Source organism: Methylocystis rosea, assembly GCF_003855495.1.
Taxonomy (GTDB): Bacteria; Pseudomonadota; Alphaproteobacteria; order Rhizobiales; family Beijerinckiaceae; genus Methylocystis; species Methylocystis rosea_A.
In genome coordinates this window covers 2,503,418-2,527,551 of sequence record NZ_CP034086.1, presented here as the reverse complement: position 1 = coordinate 2,527,551, position 24,134 = coordinate 2,503,418, and the positions used below count along the sequence as shown (strand labels likewise).

At 63.7% G+C, this 24,134-nt stretch carries 24 protein-coding genes and 1 other RNA gene; 7 read left to right on the top strand and 18 right to left on the bottom strand.

Annotated elements, in window-relative coordinates:
- Positions 1 to 49 precede the first annotated feature (49 nt).
- A complete protein-coding gene (locus EHO51_RS12170; protein ID WP_124739123.1) occupies positions 50 to 1,324 on the top strand; it encodes a glycerate kinase type-2 family protein in 1,275 nt (424 codons plus the stop codon).
- 159 nt (positions 1,325 to 1,483) lie between these two features.
- On the opposite strand, the gene EHO51_RS12165 is transcribed toward EHO51_RS12170, so the two are convergent.
- On the bottom strand, positions 1,484 to 1,747 hold the full coding sequence (locus tag EHO51_RS12165; RefSeq protein WP_124739122.1) for a BrnA antitoxin family protein: 264 nt from the start codon (positions 1,745 to 1,747) through the stop codon (positions 1,484 to 1,486).
- Complete coding sequence (locus EHO51_RS12160) at positions 1,731 to 2,033, bottom strand: BrnT family toxin (RefSeq protein WP_124739121.1); 303 nt, start codon at positions 2,031 to 2,033, stop codon at positions 1,731 to 1,733. The genes EHO51_RS12165 and EHO51_RS12160 overlap by 17 nt, the downstream gene beginning before the upstream one ends.
- A gap of 89 nt (positions 2,034 to 2,122) precedes the next feature.
- On the opposite strand from EHO51_RS12160, the gene EHO51_RS12155 reads away from it, so the two are divergent.
- The 3 genes from EHO51_RS12155 to EHO51_RS12145 are packed head-to-tail and all read left to right on the top strand — an operon-like array spanning position 2,123 to position 5,028.
- Positions 2,123 to 2,974, top strand: a complete 852-nt coding sequence (locus EHO51_RS12155) for an NADPH-dependent oxidoreductase (protein WP_124739120.1) — start codon at positions 2,123 to 2,125, stop codon at positions 2,972 to 2,974.
- Between the two features lie 23 nt (positions 2,975 to 2,997).
- Entirely contained in the window at positions 2,998 to 3,705 is a 708-nt protein-coding gene (locus EHO51_RS12150) for a class I SAM-dependent methyltransferase (protein WP_124739119.1), read from the top strand.
- 3 nt (positions 3,706 to 3,708) lie between these two features.
- Entirely contained in the window at positions 3,709 to 5,028 is a 1,320-nt protein-coding gene (locus EHO51_RS12145) for an MFS transporter (RefSeq protein ID WP_124739118.1), read from the top strand.
- Between the two features lie 111 nt (positions 5,029 to 5,139).
- Here the strand turns inward: EHO51_RS12145 and EHO51_RS12140 are convergent, their stop codons facing one another.
- The gene (locus tag EHO51_RS12140) at positions 5,140 to 5,601 is read right to left on the bottom strand and encodes a pseudoazurin (RefSeq protein ID WP_124739117.1); all 462 of its coding nucleotides are present in this window, start codon (positions 5,599 to 5,601) and stop codon (positions 5,140 to 5,142) included.
- A gap of 178 nt (positions 5,602 to 5,779) precedes the next feature.
- Positions 5,780 to 7,591, bottom strand: coding sequence for an ABC-F family ATP-binding cassette domain-containing protein (locus EHO51_RS12135; protein ID WP_124739116.1), 1,812 nt, complete (start codon positions 7,589 to 7,591; stop codon positions 5,780 to 5,782).
- A 100-nt stretch (positions 7,592 to 7,691) separates the two neighbouring features.
- Here EHO51_RS12135 and EHO51_RS12130 point away from each other — a divergent pair, with 100 nt between their 5' ends.
- The gene (locus EHO51_RS12130; RefSeq protein WP_124739115.1) at positions 7,692 to 8,366 is read left to right on the top strand and encodes a class I SAM-dependent methyltransferase; all 675 of its coding nucleotides are present in this window, start codon (positions 7,692 to 7,694) and stop codon (positions 8,364 to 8,366) included.
- Here the strand turns inward: EHO51_RS12130 and EHO51_RS12125 are convergent.
- From EHO51_RS12125 to EHO51_RS12075, 11 genes are all read right to left on the bottom strand, one after another.
- Positions 8,355 to 9,998: a L,D-transpeptidase family protein gene (locus tag EHO51_RS12125; protein WP_124739114.1), complete on the bottom strand. Its 1,644-nt coding sequence runs from the start codon at positions 9,996 to 9,998 to the stop codon at positions 8,355 to 8,357. The two genes, EHO51_RS12130 and EHO51_RS12125, sit on opposite strands and share 12 nt — an antisense overlap.
- A gap of 458 nt (positions 9,999 to 10,456) precedes the next feature.
- Positions 10,457 to 10,741, bottom strand: a complete 285-nt coding sequence (locus tag EHO51_RS12120; protein ID WP_124739113.1) for a type II toxin-antitoxin system HicB family antitoxin — start codon at positions 10,739 to 10,741, stop codon at positions 10,457 to 10,459.
- Between the two features lie 86 nt (positions 10,742 to 10,827).
- Positions 10,828 to 11,151: a HigA family addiction module antitoxin gene (locus EHO51_RS12115; RefSeq protein ID WP_124739112.1), complete on the bottom strand. Its 324-nt coding sequence runs from the start codon at positions 11,149 to 11,151 to the stop codon at positions 10,828 to 10,830.
- Positions 11,123 to 11,401 carry a type II toxin-antitoxin system RelE/ParE family toxin gene (locus EHO51_RS12110; protein WP_124739111.1) on the bottom strand — a complete coding sequence of 93 codons (279 nt, stop codon included), beginning with the start codon at positions 11,399 to 11,401 and terminating at the stop codon, positions 11,123 to 11,125. Before EHO51_RS12110 ends, EHO51_RS12115 begins: the two co-directional genes overlap by 29 nt.
- A gap of 46 nt (positions 11,402 to 11,447) precedes the next feature.
- Positions 11,448 to 13,820: an ATP-dependent helicase gene (locus EHO51_RS12105; protein WP_124739110.1), complete on the bottom strand. Its 2,373-nt coding sequence runs from the start codon at positions 13,818 to 13,820 to the stop codon at positions 11,448 to 11,450.
- 170 nt (positions 13,821 to 13,990) lie between these two features.
- A complete protein-coding gene (locus EHO51_RS12100) occupies positions 13,991 to 14,275 on the bottom strand; it encodes a ribbon-helix-helix domain-containing protein (RefSeq protein WP_124739109.1) in 285 nt (94 codons plus the stop codon).
- Entirely contained in the window at positions 14,272 to 14,469 is a 198-nt protein-coding gene (locus EHO51_RS12095) for a DUF4169 family protein (RefSeq protein WP_124739108.1), read from the bottom strand. The genes EHO51_RS12100 and EHO51_RS12095 overlap by 4 nt, the downstream gene beginning before the upstream one ends.
- Complete coding sequence (locus tag EHO51_RS12090) at positions 14,469 to 15,059, bottom strand: SspB family protein (protein WP_124739107.1); 591 nt, start codon at positions 15,057 to 15,059, stop codon at positions 14,469 to 14,471. Before EHO51_RS12090 ends, EHO51_RS12095 begins: the two co-directional genes overlap by 1 nt.
- 99 nt (positions 15,060 to 15,158) lie before the next feature.
- Positions 15,159 to 15,516: a transfer-messenger RNA gene (gene ssrA, locus EHO51_RS12085) on the bottom strand.
- A gap of 50 nt (positions 15,517 to 15,566) precedes the next feature.
- Complete coding sequence (gene pth / locus EHO51_RS12080; RefSeq protein WP_124739106.1) at positions 15,567 to 16,172, bottom strand: aminoacyl-tRNA hydrolase; 606 nt, start codon at positions 16,170 to 16,172, stop codon at positions 15,567 to 15,569.
- A gap of 64 nt (positions 16,173 to 16,236) precedes the next feature.
- Positions 16,237 to 16,878 (bottom strand): 50S ribosomal protein L25/general stress protein Ctc, encoded by a 642-nt coding sequence (locus EHO51_RS12075; protein WP_124739105.1) that lies wholly within the window; start codon positions 16,876 to 16,878, stop codon positions 16,237 to 16,239.
- Between the two features lie 190 nt (positions 16,879 to 17,068).
- Between EHO51_RS12075 and EHO51_RS12070 the strand changes: the two genes are divergently transcribed.
- Positions 17,069 to 17,458, top strand: coding sequence for a PepSY domain-containing protein (locus EHO51_RS12070; protein ID WP_245434575.1), 390 nt, complete (start codon positions 17,069 to 17,071; stop codon positions 17,456 to 17,458).
- A 16-nt stretch (positions 17,459 to 17,474) separates the two neighbouring features.
- On the opposite strand, the gene EHO51_RS12065 is transcribed toward EHO51_RS12070, so the two are convergent.
- The 3 genes from EHO51_RS12065 to EHO51_RS12055 form a co-directional block, all read right to left on the bottom strand.
- Positions 17,475 to 18,959 (bottom strand): CoA transferase, encoded by a 1,485-nt coding sequence (locus tag EHO51_RS12065; RefSeq protein ID WP_124739104.1) that lies wholly within the window; start codon positions 18,957 to 18,959, stop codon positions 17,475 to 17,477.
- A 37-nt stretch (positions 18,960 to 18,996) separates the two neighbouring features.
- On the bottom strand, positions 18,997 to 20,778 hold the full coding sequence (gene aspS, locus EHO51_RS12060; RefSeq protein ID WP_124739103.1) for an aspartate--tRNA ligase: 1,782 nt from the start codon (positions 20,776 to 20,778) through the stop codon (positions 18,997 to 18,999).
- Between the two features lie 238 nt (positions 20,779 to 21,016).
- Positions 21,017 to 21,205, bottom strand: a complete 189-nt coding sequence (locus EHO51_RS12055; protein WP_124739102.1) for a DUF1192 domain-containing protein — start codon at positions 21,203 to 21,205, stop codon at positions 21,017 to 21,019.
- 221 nt (positions 21,206 to 21,426) lie between these two features.
- On the opposite strand from EHO51_RS12055, the gene ppdK reads away from it, so the two are divergent.
- Positions 21,427 to 24,105: a pyruvate, phosphate dikinase gene (gene ppdK, locus EHO51_RS12050; RefSeq protein WP_124740140.1), complete on the top strand. Its 2,679-nt coding sequence runs from the start codon at positions 21,427 to 21,429 to the stop codon at positions 24,103 to 24,105.
- Positions 24,106 to 24,134: the final 29 nt, after the last annotated feature.

The window sequence follows — 24,134 nt, the reverse complement described above, 5'->3', positions numbered from 1 at the left end:
TCCGCGGCGCTAACCGACGAATTGCCAAAAGAACAAGGTAAAATGCGCGATGTCCGACGATTTCCGCACCCTCCTTCGCGCCATGTTTGACGCCGCCGTCGGCGCCGCGTCGCCAACGGTCTGCCTGCCGCCCTATCTCGTGAAAATCGCGCCGCCGAAGGGCCGCACGATCGTCGTCGGCGCTGGCAAGGCCGCGGCCTCCATGGCGGCGGCGGTGGAGGCGCATTGGCGAGGCCCGCTCGAAGGGCTCGTCGTCACGCGCTACGAGCATGGCGCGCCGACAAAACACATCGAAGTGATCGAAGCGTCGCACCCGGTGCCTGACGCGGCGGGGCGCGAGGCGGCCAAGCGCATTTTGCAAAAAGTGCAGGGGCTTTCGCAAGACGATCTCGTTCTCGCGCTGATTTCCGGCGGCGGCTCGGCGCTGATGGCGCTGCCGGCCGAGGGCGTCACGCTTGAGGAAAAGCAGGCGGTGAACAAGGCGCTGTTGAAGAGCGGCGCGAACATCTCCGAGATGAATTGCGTGCGCAAGCATCTCTCGGCCATCAAGGGCGGACGTCTCGCCCGCGCCGCGGCGCCGGCGCGCGTCATCGCGTTGATGATCTCCGACGTGCCGAATGACGATCTTTCGGTGATCGCCTCCGGCCCCACGGTTCCCGATCCGACCACGCGCGAAGACGCGCTCGCCGTGATCGCCAAATATAAGATCGACGCGCCGGCGGCGGTGCTCGCGCATCTGCAAAAGAGCGAATGCGAAACGCCCAAGCCCGGCGACGCCATCTTCGAGAAAGTGCAGAACATTCTCATCGCCACGCCGCAAGGCTCGCTCGACGCGGCCGCGGCGGTCGCCAAGGCGGCCGGATTTACGCCCTGCATTCTGGGCGACCTCGAGGGCGAGTCGCGCGATGTGGCGCTCGTGCACGCCGGCATCGCAAAGCAGATCGCCCTACATGGCCAGCCTTTCGAACCGCCCGTCGCCATCATCTCGGGCGGCGAGACGACCGTCACCGTGCGCGGCAAGGGACGGGGCGGACGTGATGCGGAGTTCTTGCTCGGATTGACGCTCGCGCTCGAAGGCTTCGGCGGCGTATCGGCGATCGCCTGCGATACCGACGGCATCGACGGCAGCGAAGACAACGCCGGCGCGATCATGACGGCGGATTCATTCGAGCGCGCGAAAAAGGCCGGCGTCGATCTGAAGGCGCATTTCGCCAACAATGACGCCTACACGGCGTTCGAGAAGCTCGGCGATCTCGTCGTGACCAAGCCGACGCGCACCAACGTCAACGACTTCCGCGCGATCCTGGTGCCGAAGCGGGTGTAAATACGCATCTGGCCGAATGTCATTCCCGACGCGCGTTTTGCGCGATCGGGAATCCAGAGTCACAACAAACATCTCGAACAACGCTCTGGGTTCCCGGTCAGGCCTTCGGCCTGCCGGGAATGACGCGCGCCAAGCGTAGCTCAGCCGACTTTTTGTCGTTCAGCGGACCTTTTCTGCGAGCCAGATTTTTATGAGCGACTGATAGGGCACGTCGCGTTTATTGGCTGCGATCTTTATCTGCTCGAGCAGACTGATCGGAAGCCGCAGGGAAATCGAGGTTGTCGACGGTTTGAGATTCGGCATTCGAACGCGCTTCGCCTTGCTCCAGTCGACATGTTCCGCGGAGTCGTGACTTTCCCAATAAGCACGTTCGTCTGCTTCGGTTGCGAACGTCGGCGGCGGAGTCTTAGTCGTCTTGCTCATAGCGTTGTCGTTCCTTGCGACTCATATCGCGGGCGGAGATAACTCGAATGCGCGTCCCGTTTGAGCGCAGCGTGAATGTGACATGCAGCAATCGAGATGCGTCCGTTCGACCGAGGGCGTGATAGCGTGGCTCGCTCTCGTTGTGTGCCAAGTCGTCCGTCACGATCAGCGGATCATTGGCAAAAATCTGCTCAGCCTCCGCTTGGCTCACGTCGTGTTTTTCGACGCTCTTGCGCGCGTTGCCATGGTCCCATTCGAAACCGGCGACATGCTCGAAATTGACCATTTGTGTATATTTCCATAATATACAACGGAGTCAACAAAGCGACAGGGCGGAATGTTGCGCCAGCAGAGCAACCCGCCTAAAGGAAGCCCATGAACAAGCCTTTGAGCCCGCAACCCTTCGATCCGCGCGGCGCGGCGGCGATGTTTGAACGCTATCGCCGCGACGATTCGCCAAAGCCCAAGCAGTGGAACGACACGCTCGATCTCATTCTGGCGCATCGTTCGCATCGGAACTTTCTGCCCGAGCCGCTACCGGAAGGCGCGCTGGAGATCATCGTCGCGGCCGCGCAGTCGGCCTCCACATCGTCGAATCTGCAAGTCTGGAGCGTCGTCGCGGTGCAGGACGAGGCGCGCAAGACCCGTCTCGCCGATCTTGCCGGCGGCCAGAAGCACGTCCATCACGCCCCGCTGTTTCTCGTCTGGCTCTGCGATCTCGCGCGGCTCGAAAATCTCGGGCGCGAGAAAGGGCGTGATGGCGCCGGACTCTCGTATTTCGAATTGTTCCTGACCGGCGTGGTCGACGCCGCGCTCGCCGCGCAGAACGCGGTCAGCGCGCTTGAATCGATCGGCCTGGGCTGCTGCTATATCGGCGCCATGCGCAACAAGCCGGAAGAGGTCGCCAAGGAATTGAATCTGCCGCCGAACGTCTTCGCCGTCTTCGGCATGGTCGTCGGCGTTCCTGATCCGGCCGCCAACGCCGCCGTTAAGCCTCGTCTCGGTCAAGGGGCCGTGCTTCATCACGAGCAATATGAATGGGGCGATGCGCAGCGCGAGGCGATCGAAACGCTCGATGAAAAGTTCAAGGAATTTCAGAAGGAGCAGGGGCTGCCGGATCAGGGGTGGATTCGTCAGGCGCTGTCGCGTGTGCGCGGTCCGGAGGCGTTGAGCGGTCGCGACCGCATTCGCGAAGCCCTCAACGCGCTCGGCTTCGCTCTTAAGTGAATCGACGAGAAAAAGGCTGGCTTATGAACGCCGATGTAAAGAGCGCATACTCAGGCGAGATTTTCGATCTCTGGGACACCTATGAAAAAGTCGTCGTCAAAGATTTCATGTTCCATGCGGCGCTCGGCGAAGAGGTCGAGCGCGCCTTGCGCGAGCGCTTCGAGGGGCGCGCCTTTTCTCTGCTCGATCTCGGTTGTGGCGATGCGCATGTCTTTGCGCCGATTCTGCGCCGCATCCCGCCGGCAAGCTACAAGGGGATCGATCTTTCGGACACCGCGCTCGCGCTCGCAGCCGAAAATCTGAAATCTCTGCCATGCCCCGTGCAGCTCTCGCACAGCGACATGCTGTCGGCTCTTTCCGATGGCGTCTCCTATGATGTCCTCCACAGCAGTTTCGTTCTGCATCACTTGTCGACCGAGGACAAAGCGGAATTCTTCCGCCGCGCATCGCGCGCGCTCGCGCCGGGCGGATTGCTGTTGCTGGTTGACACGATGCGCGAGGAAGACGAAACGCGCGATGACTATCTGAGGCATTATTTCGCCTGGATCGAGAAGGACTGGACCGGCCTATCGCGAGCTGAGAAGGACGCGATTTTCGATCATGTCTCGACAAGCGACTATCCGGAGCCATTATCGCTTCTGGAGCAGCAGGCGCGCGCGGCAGGTCTCAAGCGCTTGCCGGGCGGCGTTCCGCATCGCTGGCACCATCTCATGCGCTTTGAGCGGGCTTAACTTATGTCGGATGCGGCCGTCGCAGCGCCCCCCAAGCTCGGCGCGCCGCATGAAACCGTCGACGCCGACCGCGTCGTCGCGAAAGTGGCGCGGCGACTGATTCCGTTTCTCGTCACGGCTTTTATCGTCGCCTATCTCGACCGCGTGAACATTGGCTTCGCCGCCCTGACAATGAATGCCGAACTTGGCTTCACGCCGGAATTCTTCGGCTGGGCCGCCGGGGTTTTCTTTATCGGCTATTGCCTGTTCGAAGCGCCGAGCAATTACATCATGCATCGCGTCGGCGCGCGCCTTTGGATTGCGCGCATCATGGTGAGTTGGGGCCTTGTTTCCGCGCTCACCGCCTTCATCTGGAGCGAGGCGAGCTTCGTTGTATTGCGTCTGCTGCTCGGCGTGATGGAAGCCGGTTTCGCGCCGGGCGTCATTCTCTATCTCACCTATTGGATTCCCGCCGCCCAGCGCGCGCGCGTTCTCGCCAGCTTCCTGATTGCGGTTCCTCTTGCCAGCGCGATCGGATCGCCGATCTCGGGATTCATCCTCGCCTCGCTGAACGGCGTCGGCGGGATCAGCGGCTGGCGCTGGCTGTTCCTGATGGAGGCGTTGCCGTCGATCATTCTCGGGGTGTTCTGTTTTTTCTATCTGCCTGACGGACCTCAGTCCGCGAAATGGCTCACGTCCGGCGAAAAGGCGTCGTTGCGCGCCGTGCTCGAGCGCGAGGCCGGGCGCGATCATGGCGACCATTGGCGCGCGCTCAAGGATGTGCGTATTCTGATTCTCGGCGTCGCCTATTTCGGGATCGTCATCGCGCTCTACGGCTTGAGCTTCTGGCTCCCGCAAATCATCAAGGCTTTCGGATTCGGCGTCATCGCCACGAGTTTGCTGGCGTCAATTCCTTATATTTGCGCCGCGCTGGCGATGTGGGCCTGGAGCCGCAGCTCCGACCGGCGGCGTGAGACCGTCGGCCACACGGCGCTCGCCGGCGTCGTCGGCGCAATCGGGCTGGCCTGCGCCGCCTATGCGCCGACGCCGTTGCTGTCGATGATCGCGCTTTCTGTCGCCGCCGTGGGCGCGATCGCGGCGCTGCCGACCTTCTGGAGCTTCACGACGCTGGCGCTCGGAACGGGCGACGCCGTGGTCGGCGTCGCGGTGATAAATTCGATCGGCAATATCTCGGGTTTTGCCGGGCCGTATCTCGTCGGTCTCGTCAAAGGCGCGACGGGCGAATTTTCTGACGCGCTACTCGCGCTCGCCCTGGGACCGCTGATCGCGGCTTTGCTGATTCTCCGCATCGGCAGGGTCGGCTTTCGATTTCTTCGCGCCTGATGTCTCGTTCCAGCCATTTCTCAGTTCTGGAGAGAGGCTTTCGCCGCGGCGAAAGCCTCTCTCGTTGCGGCTGATTGGACGTTCGCCAACGCCGCATTTAGGCGCGAAGACTCAGAGGCTCCCCAGAAGTTTCGTCATGACCTCGCCCGCCTTGCCGGGCAGCTTCGCCTGCTTGGCGGCGTCGAGATTGGTCGGCTCTCCGACGATGACAACGCCGACCATTCCCAGCGTGTAGTGCGGATCGCAACGGAAGCCATAGACGCCGGGCGTGGACAGCGTGATCGCCAATTCCTCATTGATCTTGCCGCGGAATGGCTCCGCGCCCGAGGGGAGCAACTCCTTTATGGTGACGGCGTTGTGCCCCTTGTCGGCCGCGACGAATTTAATCGTGTCGCCCGGTTTGATCCGCACGACCTCCGGCTCGAACACCATGTAACGATCCGCACCCTTGTTGAGCATTTTGATCTCGACGGTTTCGCCCGCCATCGAAGGGCGCGACCATCCGACGAGGATCGCAAGAGCCAAAGCCGTCGCGCCGAAACGGCGGCCGAAGGTGAGATATGCGCGTGTCACGAAGCTTTCTCCCTGGAACTATTATTAGTTGACGCGCCAATGCAAATTTCTGTGCAACGGCGCTTCTCTTGGAAGAGAGCCCGACATCTAGCTATGCTGTTTTCGATCATCAATAACGAGCGGCAAAACTTCGCATGGAAGACTTCCATTGTGCCGACTTCTGTAGAGCGGAATTCTTCTAGTTTGACCGCTCTTCCTCGCGCTTGATTTCGAGCGCGAGCCACTCATCTTCTGCCTTGGCGATGTCGGCTTGAAGCACGGCGAATGCTTCGCTCGCCTTGGCGAATTTACCCGGATCGCGCGCATAGAGCTCCGGGTCGTCAAGCAGTCTCTGCAATTTCGCGCATTGCTCCCGCAACGCGTCGATCTTGCCGGGCAGGGTCGCGAGCGCATGCTGGTCCTTGAAGGACAGCTTCTGTTTGCCCGCCGCCTTCTCGCGCGGCGCGGGCTTTTCTTTCGTCTCTCGCGCCGAGGCGATCACGCCCCGCGTCTCAACGCCCTTGCCGCGCTGAGCGACCATGTCGCTATAGCCGCCGGCGTATTCAATCCAGCGGCCGTCGCCATCGCTCATCAAAACGCTGGTCGCGACGCGGTCGAGAAAATCGCGATCATGGCTGACGACGATCAGCGTGCCGGGATAATCGGCGAGCATTTCCTCTAAGAGATCGAGCGTTTCGAGATCGAGGTCGTTCGTGGGTTCGTCGAGCGCGAGGAGGTTCGACGGCTTCGCCAGCGCCCGCGCAAGCAGCAAGCGTCCGCGTTCGCCGCCCGAAAGCCTGCCGATGGGCGTGCGCGCCTGTTCTGGCTTGAACAGGAAATCCTTCATATAGCCGATGACGTGACGGCGCTCGCCATTGATCTCGATCGTGTCGGAGCCGCCGCCGGTCAGCGCGTCCTGCAAAGTGGTTCCCGGATCGAGACTCGCGCGGCTTTGCTCGAGAGTCGCCATTTCGAGATTGGCGCCTAATCTCACCTTGCCGCTGTCGGGCGCGAGCGCGCCGGTCAGCATGTTGACGAGCGTCGTCTTGCCGGCGCCGTTCGCGCCGATGATTCCGATTCGGTCGCCCCGCAGAATGCGCGTCGTGAAATTCTCGACGATAACGCGTTCGCCATAGGTCTTGCCGATCTTGATCGCCTCGATGACAAGCTTGCCGGAAAGCTGCGCTTCGCTGGCTTCGAGTTTCACGTCGCCGGTCGGCATGACGCGATCGCGGCGCTCCGCGCGCAGATGATGCAGCCCCCCGAGTCGCTTCATGTTGCGCTTGCGCCGCCCCGAAACGCCGTGGCGCAGCCAATGTTCTTCGGCGACGATCTTGCGCTCCAACTTGTGCTGCTGCTTTTCCTCTTCCTCCAATTCGCGATCGCGCCAGGCCTCGAATTCCTTGAAGCCACGCGCCAGATGGCGCGTGCGGCCGCGGTCGATCCAAAGCGTTTCCCGGGTCAGATCCTGAAGAAAGCGGCGGTCGTGGCTGATGAGCACGAGCGCCGACCGCAACGTCGCGAGCCTTTCTTCGAGCCACAGGATCGTTGGCAGATCGAGGTGGTTCGTCGGCTCGTCGAGCAGCAAAATGTCGGGCTCAGGCGCGAGAACGCGGGCGAGCGCCGCCCGCCGCGCTTCGCCGCCCGAGAGGCGCGCGGGGTTTTCGTCCCCCTCGAGCCCCAGATCGTTGAGAAGGGTTCTGGCGACGTGAGGATCGTCGAGCGGCCCGAGGCCAGCTTCGACATAGGCAAGCGCCGTGGCGAAGCCCGAAAAATCCGGCTCCTGCGGCAGATAGCGCAGCGATGCGCCGGGCTGCAGGAAACGCACGCCGGCATCCGGCTCAATTTCGCCGGCCGCGATCTTGAGCAGCGTTGATTTGCCCGAGCCGTTGCGGCCGACGACGCACAGCCGGGCGCCTGTCGCGACGGCGAAATCGGCGCCTTCCAGCAGCGGCTTCCCGCCGAGCGTGAGCATGACGCCCTGGAGGGCGAGGAGGGGCGGAGGGGCCATTGGAAGCTTAGCGGCGTCTTATGAACATGAGATAAGCTTCTTCCACGCAGGCGGGCCGCTTGTCACCCCCGAAGCCGCCGATAGTTCCGGAGCGAGAGCGATGCCGATCACCACCGAGCAAATTCACGCCGGACAGGCGGTCTACACGCCGAAGATGCTCGCGATCTACGATGTGCTGGTGCTCGGCCTGTCCAATCGCTGGATCTGGAAATGTCCGACGCCGCGGCTGCTCGCCCATTACGATCAACACATAAGCGGCAATCATCTCGATGTCGGCGTCGGCACCGGCTATTTTATCGATCGCTGCAGGTTTCCCACTCCGACGCCGCGCATCGCGCTGATGGATTTAAACCGCGATGCGCTGCAGTTCTCGGCGCGGCGCATCGCCCGCTACGAGCCGGAGACCTATGTGCGCAATGTGCTGGAGACGATCGACTTTGACGGCGCCAAATTCGACTCGCTCGGCGTCAATTATCTCCTGCATTGCCTGCCGGGCGACATGGCGACAAAGGCGCGCGCTTTCGATTGTCTGTCGCCGTTGATGTCGCCAGGCGCCGTCGTCTTCGGCTCGACGCTGCTGCAGGGCGGCGTCGCGCGCAGCTTCGCCGCGCAGAGATTGATGGCGTTCTATAATTCCAAGGGCGTATTCTCGAATACGCAGGACGATTTGGCGACGCTGACGCGCGAACTCGAAAAGCGCTTCAGCGCGGTCCGCGTTGAAACGGTCGGCTGCGCCGCGCTGTTTTCGGCGACGGTGAAAGGTTCAGGCGCCTAGCCCCAAAGCCTTCCGCACCCGCGCCGAATAGCCGTAGAGATCAGGGCGCAGCACGATCCGCCCGCCTTCATCGACATAGGCGGTGAAATATTCGATGTGGATAGGCAGCGGCTTGGCGAGATTGATGTAGCGCTCCGAGCCGCCGATCAGTCGGCGTACGCGGCTCTCCGACCAGCCGCTGCCGGGGCCGAGCACGGCTTCGGCGAATGCGAACGGCGCGTCGACGCGCATGCAGCCATGGCTGAAGGCGCGATGTGATGCGGAGAACAGGTTGCGCGACGGCGTATCGTGCAAATAGACCGAGAAATCGTTCGGGAACATGAATTTGATGCGCCCAAGCGCGTTGCGTTCGCCGGGCGGCTGGCGCACCACGAGCTTGCCGCCGCGATAGGACACGTTGAAGCCGCTCGCCGCGATGGCGGCGACGTCGCCATTCGCTTTCGGCAGCATCTCCTTGTTCAGGATCGACGGCGGCACGTTCCAATACGGATTGACGATGAGGTACTGCAGCGCGTTGGAGAAGATCGGCGTCGGAGTCGCCTCTTTGCCAACGATGACGCGCGTGCGATGCGTCACCTCGCCATTGCGCACGACGGCGAGTTCGAAATCGGGAATATTCACCTCGACCCGTTCTTCGCCGAGGTCGCGCGGCAGCCAGCGCCACCGCTCCATATTGGCGATGATTTCGGCTTCGACTCGCGAGGTTGAAGCTTTGGCGAGCCCGGCGGCGCGGCGCCGCTTGGACTTGCTTGCGGGCGGCAGGACGTCGCTCTGGGTGACGGTTCCCGAGGCTGCGGCGTAAAGTCCGTCAGAGGCCGGCGCGCTGGCGCGCTGCGTTCTCAGCTCGATGAGTTTTTCGCGCAGCTGCTGATAGCCATAATGCGTGGGATTATAGGCCTGTAGCGCGTCGCCGGCGTTTACGCCCGCGCCGGCGACTTCCGCCACGGCCAGCGCCGGATCGGGGAGGGTCGTTTTCGCCCCGACGAGCCGCGAAATGCGCTCAGGCTCGATCCGGGCGCCGCGCGCCTGCAGCGCATAGGCGGCGACGGCCTCCGACAGAGCAAGTTCGTCCGCCGCCGTGGGCGCCGCCTTCTCTGCGTCGGGCGCCGCATAGGCGCGAAGATCCAGCCCGTCGTCGGCCGCGAGCGCGAGGCGCGCGAGCGCGGCCCGAGCCGAGGCGCGCCATTCTCCATTCTCGATCCATAAAGGCGCGAGATCCCGAGCGGCGTAGGCGGTGGCCAGCGCCGCGCGCAGCCAATGGCGTTCTGGCCCGAGAGCCGCGCCGCCGGACGTCGCCCAGGCCTCGAGCGCCACGGCGAGATCGCGCTTCTCCTCAGGCTGAAGGCTCCAGGCGAGGTCGAGCGGGTCCGATTTTACAGGCTCGGCGCGCAGCTCGACGTCGAGCAAAACTGCGGCGGGCGCGGCGTCCGTGACGGCGAAGTTCGGATTGTCCAAGGCCGCGCGCGTGGGGACGCGCACCACGTCAAACAGCGCGACCAGCGGCGGCGGGTCGAACAGTTCGGCGCGGCGCGGCGGATACTGCGCCGCGACCGCGGGAGCGGCGAACGCCGACAGGGTCGCGGCCGCAAGCGCGGCGCGGAGAAGTCGCTTGGCTTTTTCGCCAGCGGTCATAGCGGTTCCTTGCGCAAAATCCCGTCGCGGCGAGATCTGCGGCGCCTTTCCAGTCAAGATATGGGTGGAGCGCCGCCGCGCGGCAATCCTCCATTGCTTCGCCGGAACAGTAACGCGCGCCGTCAGGCTTGTGAATCGGCGCGAGGCCACGCGCCCCGCTCACCATCCGAAAAAGCCGGACTGTGGCGGCGACGCCACAACCGCTCCGGGCTCCGAATCCAGGTTGGCGAGGCGTCATCTCGCCGCGTCATGGCCGCGCTTGTCGCGGCCATCCACGCGACGATACGATGTAATCGTGAGAACATGAGCCGAATGCCTCCGCGCGACGCGTTTCGCGATGTCCCGGCGTGGACGCCCGGCGCAAGGCCGGGCATGACGGCTGAGAGTCCGAGTTGAAGCCGGAACAGTGGCGACGGGCGATGGCGGCCAGGCGCGATCGATCCCGTCCAGTCGACCGATCAAGCGGCTTGACGCAAGGGATGATGTTCAATGAGCGCGACCATGTAGCGCGCTATGTCTTCCGCGATGTTCGGATCGCGCTTCAACTCGGTCAACGCCCGTGGCGATGGAACCGCGTCGCCGTGTTCTTTCGCGACATCGATCCACAGAGCGAGCGCCTCGGCGGCGTTCGTCATCGCCTCATCCAATGAGTCGCCGGCGGAGATGCAGCCGGGCAAGTCGGGAAACCAGACGCCGACAGCCTTCCCTTCTTCCTCATCGACAATGGCGACGTAATGCGTCATTCGCGTCAGTCCTTCGGCTGCCCCGCCGCCTTGTAGATTTTCCAGACCAAGCCAGGGCCAAGGTCTTTTTTCGGATGGGGCAAAGGCTAAGCAGCGCCGGGCTGCACTTCCGCAATGACGCGCGCGCCGATTTCCGCTTCCGCGATCGCGAGTTCATATGCGGTCTGAAGGTTGAGCCAGAAACGCGCGCCATTGCCGAAATAGCGGCCTAGTCGCAGCGCCGTCTCGGGCGAGACGCCGCGTTTGCCGTTCAATATGTCGACGATCCGGCCGGAGCTTAGTCGCAGCGCGAGCGCGAGGCGATTCGCCGACATGTCGCGCGCCGCGAGTTCGCGTTTGAGAATTCGGCCAGGATGGACGGCGCGAATGGCGCCGCGCGGCTCAGTGGTAGTCGATGATTTCGACGTCATGGGCGTGTCCGTCCTCGAATTTAAAACATATTCGCCATGGGCCATTCGCTTTGATCGCCCACTGTCCGGCGCGGTCACCGCTCAACTTATGCAGCCCGACCGATTTTAGCGGGCTCAGGTCACTCAGTTTCTCAGCTGCGTCCAACGCCGCCAACAAATCTAGGGCCAGCTCTTCATCCAGGCCCGAGAACTTGTTCTTCCCGTCCTCGGCGAACCGCCGTGTAGCGCTATTCGCCCATGACTTGATCATGGCTAAATGTTACTACGTTTCGCGTTCTACGGCAAGCGTAGTATGCTCACCCCACCTCAACAAAACTCTCCAGCACCATCTTCCTGCCGGCCTTGTCGAAATCGACCGTGAGTTTGTTGCCGTCGACCGCCGCCACGGAGCCAGGCCCGAACTTCAAGTGAAACACCCGCGCGCCGACTACGAAGCGCGAACCGCCGCTTGAGCGCGCGATCACTTCGCCCTCGATCGTCACGGGCTGCTTGCCGCGTGCGCCGTGCGACTCGCGCGCCGCGCCGCTGCGCGCGGAATCGCTGCGCGTCGAATCTGCACCCGCCTTGGCCCGCTTCCATCCCGGCGTCGAATAGTCGGAGCCGTAGACGTCGAGATTGGCGAAACGCGAGACGCCATAGGAGCCATATTGCGAGCCGCTCGGCGCCTCGACCACCTCGACATTGTCCGTCGGCAGATTGTCGATGAAGCGTGAGGGCACGGTCGCCTGCCACAGCCCGTGAATGCGTCGGTTGCTGGCGAAATAGATCTTGGCGCGGCGCTTGGCGCGCGTCAGCCCGACATAGGCGAGACGGCGCTCTTCCTCGAGGCCGGCGCGTCCCTGTTCATCGAGCGTGCGCTGGCTCGGAAACAGCCCTTCCTCCCAGCCGGGAAGATAGACGGTTTCGAACTCGAGGCCCTTGGCGCCATGCAGCGTCATGATCGAGACGCGCTCTTGATCGACGGCGCTGTCGGCCTCCATGACGAGCGACACATGTTCGAGGAACGACTCGAGGTCGGGAAAGGCCTCCATCGCCCGGACGAGCTCTTTCAAATTGTCGAGCCGCCCGGTGGCCTCTGGCGTCTTGTCCGAACGCCACATCTCCGTGTAGCCGGATTCATCAAGCACCTGCTCAGCAAGCTCATGCTGCGGCTTTGAATCGATCAGCGTGCGCCAGCGGTCGAGATCGCCGATGAGGCCGCGCAGCGCGCCGCGGGGCTTCGGCTTCAGCTCCTCGCTTTCGACAAGAACGCGCGCCGCCTGCATCAGCGGAATGGCTTCGCGCCGCGCATATTCATGCAGCATCTGCAGTGTCGCGTCGCCGAGGCCGCGTTTGGGCGTATTGATGATGCGCTCGAAGGCGAGATCGTCGGCCGGCTGCGCGACGCAGCGCAGATAGGCGAGCGCGTCGCGAATTTCGAGCCGCTCGTAAAAGCGCGGGCCGCCGATGACGCGATAGGGCAGGCCGATTTCGACGAAGCGCTCTTCGAATTCGCGCATCTGAAACGACGCGCGCACGAGAATGGCGATCTCTTCGAGCGAATGGTCCTTGCGGCTCAGCTGCTCGATGTCCTCGCCGATGCTGCGCGCTTCTTCCTGGCTGTCCCAGACGCCGGTGAGCGTCGGCTTTTCGCCCTCGCCGCCATCGGTGAACAGCGTTTTGCCGAGCCGGCCTTCATTATGCGAGATGAGATGCGAGGCGGCGGCGAGAATATGTCCGGTCGAGCGGTAGTTGCGCTCCAGGCGGATGACCTTGGCGCCGGGAAAATCCTGCTCGAAACGCAGGATGTTCTCGACCTCGGCGCCGCGCCAGCCATAGACGCTCTGATCGTCGTCGCCGACGCAGCAGAGATTTTGTTTGCCCGGCGCCCTCTGCGAGATCAGCCGCAGCCACAAATATTGCGCGATATTCGTGTCCTGATATTCATCGACCAGAATATATTTGAAGCGGCGCTGATAGTCGGCGAGCACATCCGGATTGTCGCGAAAGAGCCGCAGGCTCTCCATCAGGAGATCGCCGAAGTCGACGGCGTTCAAGACCTTGAGCCGCTCCTGATAGAGCGCGTAAAGCGCCGCGCCTTTGCCGTTGGCGAAGCTCTCGGCGTCGCCGGCGGGCACCTGCGCCGGCGTCAAGCCGCGGTTCTTCCAGCCGTCGATGCGCATGGCGAGCGCGCGCGCCGGCCAGCGCTTATCGTCGATGTTCTCCGCGCGCAGCACCTGCTTCAAGAGGCGGATCTGATCGTCGACATCGAGAATGGTGAAGTTGGGCTTCAGCCCGACGAGTTCGGCGTGGCGGCGCAGGATCTTGGCGCTGATCGCGTGAAAGGTGCCGAGCCATTGCATGGCCTGCGCGCCTTCGCCGACGAGCGCTTCGACGCGCTGGCGCATCTCGCGCGCCGCCTTGTTGGTGAAGGTGACGGCGAGAATTTCATAGGCGCGCGCCTTGCCGAGCGCCAGGATGTGGCCGATGCGCGTCGTCAGCGCGCGCGTCTTGCCGGTGCCGGCGCCGGCGAGCACGAGCACCGGGCCGTCGAGCGTTTCGACGGCGGCGCGCTGCTCGGGGTTGAGCGCGTCGAGATAGCGCGGCCGTCCCGCGCTCGCCGCCGCGCGCGCGGCAAGCCCGCCCGTCTGCGGCGCGTAATCGTCGATCTCGGGCGGAGGGCTCTTCATGATTCTTCAATCATATAGGAGAACGGAAGGCGAATCACTGTTTCCGCCGGTTATGGCGCGCCAATCCCCCGGCCCCTCATCTCTCTTCTCCCCGCAAGCGGGGAGAAGAGGCGGCCGACGTCGCGCAAAGGTTTGCAAAAGGAGCGCTGTCTCTATGACCCCTCTCCCGTTCACGGGGAGAGGTGAGGTGAGGGGCTTGGGGACGTTGCACGCCCATCCAACGCCCGCTCCAGCACGAACACCCGCAGCGCCGAGGATAGATTCGCCTCTCCGCGCCCCGCATCCACCCGGGCGATGAGCGCCGCGAGCGACACCCGCTCCTGCGCGGCGATGTCCTTAAGCGCGCGCCAGAAGGCGTCCTCAAGCGAGACGCTGGTGCGGTGGCCGGCGATGACGACCGAATGCTTGACGACCCGGCGGGAACTGGCGTCCTGAGGCCCCTCGGCCTCGCTCACGCCTGATCGTCCGCTTCTTCCCGCTCGCGCCGATGCGCCTCGATCCTGGCGCTTTCCAGCTGCGCCTGCGCGGCGGTCAATTCCCGTTCGGATTTGCTGCGGCCGAAAGCTGCGCGCTTTGCTTGCGCGGCGTCGTCCTTGGCGCGGCGGTCGCGCTCTTTGCGCGCGCGCCGAAGATTGACGACCTCGCCCATCAGGGCTTTTTGCGGAAGGCGTCGATCGAGACGACCTTCTCGTCGGCGTCTTCCTTGGCTTCGACAGGCTTAAGTTTTCTTTGCCTGTCGGCGCTCGGCGTCTTGTTCGGCTCCGCTTTGGCGGGATCGACCTTGGCCGGCTTGAACTCCTTCACCGGCTCCGGCGTTTTCACGACAAGGCTTGGTCCGGCGGAAGGCGCGTCCTCGTCGTCGCTGTCCTCAAGCGCGTCATCGGCGCTCTCAAACCGCAGGCCGAATTCGACGGCAGGATCGAAAAAGCCGGTGACGGCCGAGAACGGCACGTAGAGATGCTCGGCGACCGAGCGGAACGATAGGGTGACGCCGAAACCTTCTTCGTCGACTTCAAGATCCGAATATTGATGCTGCAGGATGATCGTCAGCTCGCTCGGCCATTGCTCGGCGAGGCGGCGCGACATCGTAACGCCCGGCGCGTCGGTGCGGAAGCTGATGGTGAAGTGATGGTCGCCGGGCAGATAGCCATTCTCGGCGACGTCGCCCAGCACTTTGCGCATGACGCCGCGCATGGCGTCCTGAACGAGAAGATCGTAGCGAATAATGTCTTTAGCCATTGCGTCGCGCCAGACTGCCATCTGTATGTCGACCGGCTACCGCTTCCGACCGCCATGCCTGCCGCGCTTGCATCACGGCGGCGCGGCGCGAGAAATTGAAGTGGAGGCTTCTGTTGCCAGGCGCCTCCTGACCCCGCCTAGAAGTGCTAACCCCTAGGGCTTAATTCCCAGTTTGGGCGCCGCATTACGCGGCGACGGCCACCGGAGCATAGTTGTCGTTGGCAACTATAAGTTTGACCCGATAACGGCGGTATCATGCCGAGCAAAAAATCACCCTTTACACCCTCGTCAATCCTATTTCGCCCCCGCCGAAACCCGCCGCCCGGACGGGCTTTGGTGGAGGCGCCGGGTACCGCCCCCGGGTCCGAATGGTTTATTACGGTGTCCGTTTATCGCCATAGCCGACGCAAGCGCCGGCAAAGTGAATATAGGCGCTTGCGGGATTTTGTGAAAGTCCCCCACCGTCTGCGTCTTCAGCGCTTATGTCGAAGCGGGCGGCGCCTGAACCTATTGCGCGCCGACGCGCTTCACCGCGCCAAAGCCCTTCGCGTCCATGGCGAGGTGCAGCCGGTTCTGCAGTCCGGCGTCGTCGCCCTTGACGAGCAGTCCGGCGTTTTCGGCGATCGCCTCGCAGAGCGCAGCCACCCAGGGCTCCTCGCTTTTGGCGAAATCGCTGAGCACATAAGCGTGGACCAGCGCCTTATCGCCGGGGTGGCCGATGCCGAGCCGCAGCCGCCTATAGTCGTTGCCGATATGCGCGGTGATCGAGCGCAGCCCGTTATGGCCTGCGACGCCGCCGCCTGTCTTGATCCGGCATTTGGCCGGCGCGAGATCGAGTTCGTCGTGAAGAACCACGATCTCATCGAGGCCGATCTTGTGAAAACGCGCGGCTTCGCCGACAGAACGGCCGCTCTCGTTCATATAGGTCTGCGGCTGCAGCAGCATGACCTTTTCGCCGCCGATCGCCCCTTCGCTGACGAGGCCTTGGAAGCGCGCCCGCGCTGGTGAAAAGCCGTGTCGCTTGGCGATCGCTTCGAGCGCCATAAAGCCGATATTGTGCCGGTTCTTGGCGTAGGCGCGTCCGGGATTGCCCAGTCCGACAAGGAGCAGCATGTGAGCCTCTGACATAAAAATGGCCGGGCGAACCCGGCCATTATCACGGTAAGCTTCGCAGCGCTTACTTCTTCTTTTCTTCCTTGGCGGGAGCGGCCGCAGGCGCAGCCGCCGCAGCCGGCGCCTCCTCGGCGCCGCCGCCCGCCGGCGGCGTTAGGCTCGCGACGGTGAAGTTCTTGTCGGGGTTCGTGGGCTTGCAGCCCTCCGGCAGAGGAATCGCCGAAATATGCAGCGAATCGTTGAAGTCCATGCCCGTCAGGTCGGCGGTGATGGCCTCCGGAATATTGTCCGCCGGCACCCACATCTCCACCGTGTGATAGACGATGTTGAGCGCGCCGCCGCGCTTGATGCCAGGCGCCGCTTCCTGGTTGATGAAATGCACCGGCACTTGCACGCGCAGCCGCGAACCCGGCTTCAGGCGCAGGAAATCGACGTGCATCGGCGTATCTTTGATGACGTCAAGCTGATAGTCGCGCGGGATGGCGCGCTCTTTCTTGCCGTCGATGTCGAGCTCGAAGATCGTCGTAAGGAAGTGCCCAGCGAAAATCAGCTGAGAGAGGCTCTTCTTCTCAAGCGAGAGCGGCTGCGGCGCTTCGCCGCCGCCATAGAGCACTGCTGGTATACGGCCCTCACGGCGAACGCTGCGGGCGGCCCCCTTGCCTGTCCCGCTGCGCACCGTGGCCGCGAGCTTTTTGGTCTCGGCCATGTCGGTGTCCTTTAAATCAAAAGAAAAGGCGCTGCTTCGCCTCCAGGGGTGTCGGAAACGCAGGCGCCGCGGCGCTTATAGGGGACCGCGCCACGGGAGGCAAGGCGGAGGGCCGAAACATTCAGTCCGACCCCTTTCCGATAGCGGCTGACGCCTCATATGGCCGCAGATCGCCGGCCTTTTGGGCGGCATGGCGCAGCCGCGGCTTCGTTCCGGCTGCAAGAGAAAGGGTTCCAACATGCGTACTCTGGTGACTTGCATCGCGCTTCTCGGGCTCGTCGGCATGGCGGCGACGCCGGCCCAGGCCGACCGTCGGCTCACCCGCGAAGAGAAATCCAGCATCCGTTCAGCGATGAAGGACGCGCAGTGTTCCGGCGGCAAGATGGAATTTGACGACGGGAAATTCGAAGTCGAGAACGCGAAATGTCAGGACGGCAGGCGCTACGAGCTCAAGTTCGATCGCAATTTCAAGATGACCAGCAAGGAGCTCGAAGACAACAATGGCCGTCGCGAATATTATGGCAGCGGGCGGTACAACAAGCGCGATAACACCCGCGACAACAGGCGCGACACCTATTAACGCGCCTCTCGGGCGTTCATAGGATTTGCCGTCCGCGCATGTGCGCGACGCCGCGCCGGAAGATCGAGGTTGGCCGGTGCGGCGGCGCGTGTGGCGCGAAAGGATCAGGCCCCCACCCGATGTCGAGCGTCGAGGAGCCCGGAAAGCTTCCGGCGCGATCCACATAGGGTGGGGTTTTCTCCAGCTGAATCGCCGGCGCAACCCGCGTCAACAGACCGAGCGGGGAGTCCTGATCGACCAGATAGTGATTGAGATCGTCCTGGCTGATGGGAATTGGCGCTTGCGCGTTGGCGGCGAAACGCAGGCCGAGCATGGCCGTCCCCGCAAGCGACACACGGACGATCCAGCGGCCGCCTGCCTCTGCGCGGCGCAGTAGAGCGGAAAGAACGCCGAGCGCGCCGAGGCAGCCTGAACCGTAATCATTGAAATAGGCGGGAATGAGCGCCGGCTCGCCAAGTTCAGCGCTGTGCATGGCGGCGAGGCCGGTCGCCGCCTGAGCGAGCTGCTCCCAGCCGCGCCGCTCGGCCCAGGGACCCTGAAAACCGTAGGCGTTGACCTCGACGTAGATCAGCCGCGGGTTGATCCGCCACAGCTCCTGCGGCCCGAATCCTCGCTCGGCCAGCGATCCCCAGCGAAATCCCTGCACGAAAACGTCGCAGTCGCGAACGAGATCGAGCGCGCGGGCGCGATCGGCGTCGGCGTGCAGGTCGATATAGGCGGTCTTCTTGCCGAAGGACGTGTCGATGTCGAAGCCGAGAATATGGTCGAGATAGGGGTTACGACAGTGAATGACGTCGGCGCCATGCTCCGCCAGCAGTTTGCCGATCGTCGGCCCGGCGACGACATGCGTGAAATCGAGAACACGGAGCCGCTCGAGCGGCCGCGCGGCGGCAGGCGTGAAAGGAACGGGCGCCGCGTCGCCCTGCCGTATAAGCTCGATCGGCGGCGTATCGCCGATCGCGCGACCCTGCGGATGCGCGCGCCACTCCTCGGGGCTTCGCAGGATCGCCGCGCAGAGGCCGAGCGCCGAAAGTTCGTCCTCGAGCGTCTGCGCGTCAAAGCGCGCAACGCTTTTGGCGATGGCTTCACGCGCGTTCGGACAGTCGAGATAGCGCAATATGCCGTCGCGCAGATGCTGGTAGGCGCCGTTGAAGAAAATGTGTCGCCCGTCGCGGGTGCGGTAGAAATTATTCACCGCCGTATGGACGGCGCTGATGTCGAATTGCCAGCCGCTTTGAAAGAAATAAGCGATCTCGTTGAACAGCAGGCCGGCGTGCCGCCGGTCGATTCGCACCTGCTGCGCGCCGAGGCCGCGACTTTCGCCGATCGAGGCGATTGTTGCGCCGATCGCGCCCATCAGCGCGACGGCGAAGTCATGGACCTCGATGGGCGAGTCGACATAGCCAGGCGTCTGATCGACGTGAACAGGCGACGCATGTTGAGGGAGGTTCAGTCCTTGCGCGATCGCCGCGAGAATTTCTTTTTGCCGCGCGCTGTACAAGTCTTCAACTCCGCAACGCGCGCCTTGGCGACTGTCGCTACGCCTTGGTCTCCGGCAGATTCAGCCTGATATGCAGTTCGCGTAGATGCTTCATCGTCACTTCCGACGGCGCGCCCATCAGCAAATCCTCGGCGCGCTGATTCATCGGGAACAGCGTCACTTCGCGCAGATTTTCCTCTTCCGCGAGCAGCATCACGATGCGATCGACGCCCGGCGCAATGCCGCCATGCGGCGGCGCGCCATATTGGAAGGCGCGATACATGCCGCCGAATTTCTCGATCAGCACATCTTCGCCATAGCCGGCGATCTCGAACGCCTTCTTCATGACGTCGGGCCGATGGTTCCGGATCGCGCCGGACGATAATTCGACGCCGTTGCAGACGATGTCATATTGGTAGGCGAGGATGGTGAGCGGGTCCTGACTTTCCAGCGCCTCCATGCCCCCTTGCGGCATCGAGAAGGGATTGTGCGAGAAGTCGACCTTCTTCTCGTCCTCGTTCCACTCGTACATCGGGAAGTCGACGATCCAGCAGAATTCGAAGACGTCTTTCTTCGATACGCCGAGTTCGTCGCCGATGCGCAGCCGCGCCATGCCGGCGAGCCTTGCGGCGGCGGTCTCTTCGCCGGCGGAGAAGAACACCGCGTCGCCCGCCTTCACGCCCGCCTTGGCGGCGATCGCGGCCTGCGCCTCCGCGGGAATGAATTTGGCGATCGGGCCCTTGCCGGCGAGCGCGCCGCCTTCTTCCTCAAAGATCACATAACCGAGGCCCGGCGCGCCTTCGCTGCGCGCCCAGTCGTTCAATTTGTCGAAGAAGCTGCGCGGCTGCGCGGCGGCGCCCGGCGCGGGTATGGCGCGCACGGTCTTGCCTTTGAACGCCTTGAAGCTCACGTCCTCGCGGGCGAATTCCTCCGACACGTCGGCGATGAGCAGCGGGTTGCGCAGATCCGGCTTGTCGGTGCCGTATTTGAGCATCGACTCGCGGAAGGAAATGCGCGGAAATTTCTGCGTAACGGCTTTCCCGTTCGCGAACTCCTCGAAGAGTCCGCGCAGCACCGGCTCGATCGCGCCGAACACGTCTTCCTGCGTCACAAAGCTCATCTCGACGTCGAGCTGGTAGAACTCTCCCGGCGAGCGGTCGGCGCGCGCGTCCTCGTCGCGAAAGCAGGGCGCGATCTGGAAATAGCGATCGAAGCCGGCGACCATGATGAGCTGCTTGAACTGCTGGGGCGCCTGCGGCAGCGCGTAGAATTTCCCCGGATGCAGGCGCGAGGGCACGAGAAAGTCGCGCGCGCCCTCGGGTGAGGAGGCGGTCAGGATCGGCGTCTGGAATTCGAAGAAGCCGGCCTGCTTCATGCGCATGCGGATCGAGTCGATGATCCGGCCGCGCAGCATGATGTTCTGGTGCAGCTTTTCGCGACGCAGGTCGATGAAGCGATATTTGAGCCGAGTGTCCTCGGGATAGGGCTGGTCGCCGAAGACCGGCACCGGCAATTCGGCGGCGGCGCCCAACACCTCGATCTCGTTGACGTAAACCTCGACCTGTCCTGTCGGCATGTCGGGATTTTCGGTGCCGGCGGGGCGCTTGCGCACCTCGCCGTCGAGCCGCACCACCCATTCGGAGCGCAGTTTCTCCGCCTGCGCGAAGGCGGGCGAATCGGGATCGACGACGCATTGCGTCAGCCCGTAGTGATCGCGCAAGTCGATGAACAGCACGCCGCCATGATCGCGGATGCGATGGCACCAGCCGGAGAGGCGGATTTTCTGGCCGACGAGCGCCTCATTGGGCGCGCCACAATTATGCGAACGGTAGCGATGCAAGGCTCGGCTCATGGGGTGGAGGTGTAAAAGAACGGGGTTCGGGAACGATCGGGCGTTTTCGCGCGCAGAAAGGGCATGGGCCGTCGTCGGCTGTCAAGCCGAGCCCCTTCGGCAAGCGGGGCAATCGGGTGAGTAAAAATGCGCGAAAACGGGCTTCCTCGTCCTTCGAGACGCATGCGGCGCACGCTCCTCAGGATGAGGACGCCCTTCACCCGATCGCCTCTGCGCCGGCAAGAGGCTATTTCCTGAAGAACGCTTCCGCCGCCGCGCTCGCCGCTTGTTTGGCCGCGCGCTTGGCCTCGAGCCGGGCGATCTCCTGCCGTAGTCTTTCGATGCGCTCGTCGAGTTCGGCGACGGACAGAAGATCGAGCGGCTGGCCGATCTCGAAAGCCGCGGGACGCGGCGCGTCATCCTGTTCGCTTTTCATCACCGCGCGACCTCGGCTGGATTTCTTCACTCGCTGGCCAAAATAGCGCTCAAGGAGTCATGCGCCAACTTGTGGACGCGCGTCATTTGAGCGTAACTTCCGGCGCGCTTGATGATCCGCGCAGGCGGGGCGTCGGCGGCCGCCCAGGCGCGGCCGGAAGCGCCAAGACCGCCCAGGCGCGGCGCGTCCCGCGCCCGCCTCTCTCGCCGGACGAAATAGGTATGACCAAGTGGGTGTATAGTTTCAGCGCCGGTCGGTCCGAAGGATCGGCGTCGATGAAAGAGCTTTTGGGCGGCAAGGGAGCCAATCTCGCCGAAATGGCGGCGCTCGGACTGCCGGTGCCGCCCGGCTTCACCATCACCACCGAGGTCTGCGCCTATTTTTACGCCAACGGCAAGACCTTTCCCGCCGATCTCGCCGGGCAGGTCGACGCCGCGCTTGCCGACATCGGCCGCGTCGCCGGGCACGCCTTCGAAGACCCGCAGCAGCCGCTGCTCGTCTCGGTGCGTTCGGGCGGCCGCGCCTCAATGCCCGGGATGATGGACACGGTGCTCAATCTCGGTCTCAACGACGAGACCGTGGAAGCGATCGCGCGCAACTCCGGCGACGAACGCTTCGCCTGGGACTGCTACCGACGCTTCATCGAAATGTATTCTAGCGTCGTGCTCGGCGTCGAACATCACCGGTTCGAGGAGGCGCTGGAGCAAATCAAGGAGAGCAAGGGTTTCGCGCTCGATACGCAGCTGACGGCCGACGATTGGCGCAAGGTCGCCGCGCAATACAAGGCGATCGTCGAACAGGCCGCAGGCAAGAGCTTCCCACAGGATCCCCGCGAGCAATTGTGGGGCGCGATCAAGGCGGTGTTTTCATCCTGGATGAATAATCGCGCCATCGTCTATCGCGGCCTGCACAACATCCCCGAAAGCTGGGGGACCGCAGTCAATATTCAGGCGATGGTGTTTGGCAATATGGGCGCGCAATCGGCGACCGGCGTCGCCTTCACGCGCAACCCTTCGACCGGCGTGCGCGAGCTCTATGGCGAATATCTGATCAATGCGCAGGGCGAAGACGTCGTCGCCGGCATTCGCACGCCGCAACCGATCGCCCAGTCCGCGAGCCACGCCTCCGGCTTCGAGAAGATTTCGCTCGAAGCGGCGATGCCGGCGATCTTCGCCGAATTCAAGGGCTACGCCGACAAGCTCGAACGCCACTTCCGCGACATGCAGGACATGGAGTTTACGGTCGAGCGCGGCAAATTATGGATGCTGCAGACGCGCGCCGGCAAACGCACGGCGCGCGCGGCGCTCAAGCTCGCCGTCGACATGGCCCGCGAAGGCCTCATCGGCAAGGATGAGGCGATCACGCGCGTCGAGCCGCAGTCGCTCGAACAATTGCTGCATCCCACGATCGATCCCGCGGCGAAGCGCAATATTCTCGCCACGGGTCTTCCCGCCTCGCCGGGCGCGGCTGTCGGCGAAATCGTCTTCGATCCGGAAGAAGCCGCGAAGCTCGCCTCGAACGGACGCAAGATCATCCTCGTGCGCATCGAGACGAGTCCTGAAGACATCACCGGCATGCATGGGGCGGAAGGCATTCTCACCGCGCGCGGCGGCATGACCTCGCACGCCGCCGTCGTGGCGCGCGGCATGGGCAAACCCTGCGTCACCGGCGCCGGCGCGCTGCGCATCGACTATGAGGACCAGAGCTTTACCGTCGCCGGCAAGCGTTTCGGCAAGGGCGACCGCATCACCATCGACGGGTCGGCCGGGCAGGTCATCGCCGGCGAGGTGAAGATGCAGCGGCCGGAGCTCACCGGCGAATTCGCCGTGCTGATGTCCTGGGCGGACCAGAAGCGACGGCTGAAAATCCGCGCCAACGCCGAAACGCCGTCAGACGCGCGCGCCGCCCGTCGTTTCGGCGCCGAGGGCATCGGCCTCGCGCGCACCGAGCACATGTTTTTCGAAGGCGAGCGCATCGTCGCGGTGCGCGAGATGATTCTCGCCGACGACGCCGAAGGGCGCCGCCTCGCGCTGGCGAAACTGCTGCCGATGCAGCGCGAGGACTTCAAGCAGCTGTTCGAGATCATGTCGGGCCTGCCGGTCACGATCCGCCTGCTCGATCCGCCGCTGCACGAATTCCTGCCGCATTCGGACGCCGAGATCGCCGCCGTGGCGCGGGCGATGGGCGCCGATCCGGTGAAGCTGCGCCGCCGCGCCGCGCAGCTTTCGGAGTTCAATCCGATGCTCGGCTTTCGCGGCGTGCGGCTCGCCGTCATCTTCCCCGAGATCGTCGACATGCAGGCGCGCGCGATCTTTGAGGCGGCGATCGAAGCCAGTCTTTCGACGGGCGAACCCGTCGACATCGAGATCATGGCGCCGCTCGTTTTCACACGCGCGGAGCTCGATCTCGTCAAGGCGCGCGTCGCCGAAATGGCGAAGCTCGTCGAGGGCGAGACCGGGATCAGGCCGAATTACCACGTCGGCACCATGATCGAATTGCCGCGCGCGGCGCTGCGCGCCGGCGACATCGCGCCGTCGGCGGATTTCTTCTCCTTCGGCACCAACGACCTGACGCAAACGACGCTCGGCATTTCGCGCGACGATTCGGGCTCCTTCCTCAACGCCTATGTCGAGAAGGGGCTGCTGCCGGCCGACCCGTTCGTGACGATCGATCAGGAAGGCGTCGGCGAGCTTGTAGAAATCGGCTGCAAACGCGCCCGCGCCGCGAACCCGACGATTACGCTCGGCGTCTGCGGCGAGCATGGCGGCGATCCGGTTTCCGTCGCCTTCTTCGACAAGATCGGCTTCGACTATGTGTCCTGTTCGCCGTTCCGCGTGCCGATCGCGCGGCTGGCCGCCGCTCAGGCGGCGCTCGGCGAAAAGGCGTCGAGCACAGCGTGATCGTGCTCGAAGAGCAGCGCTAAGAAAGA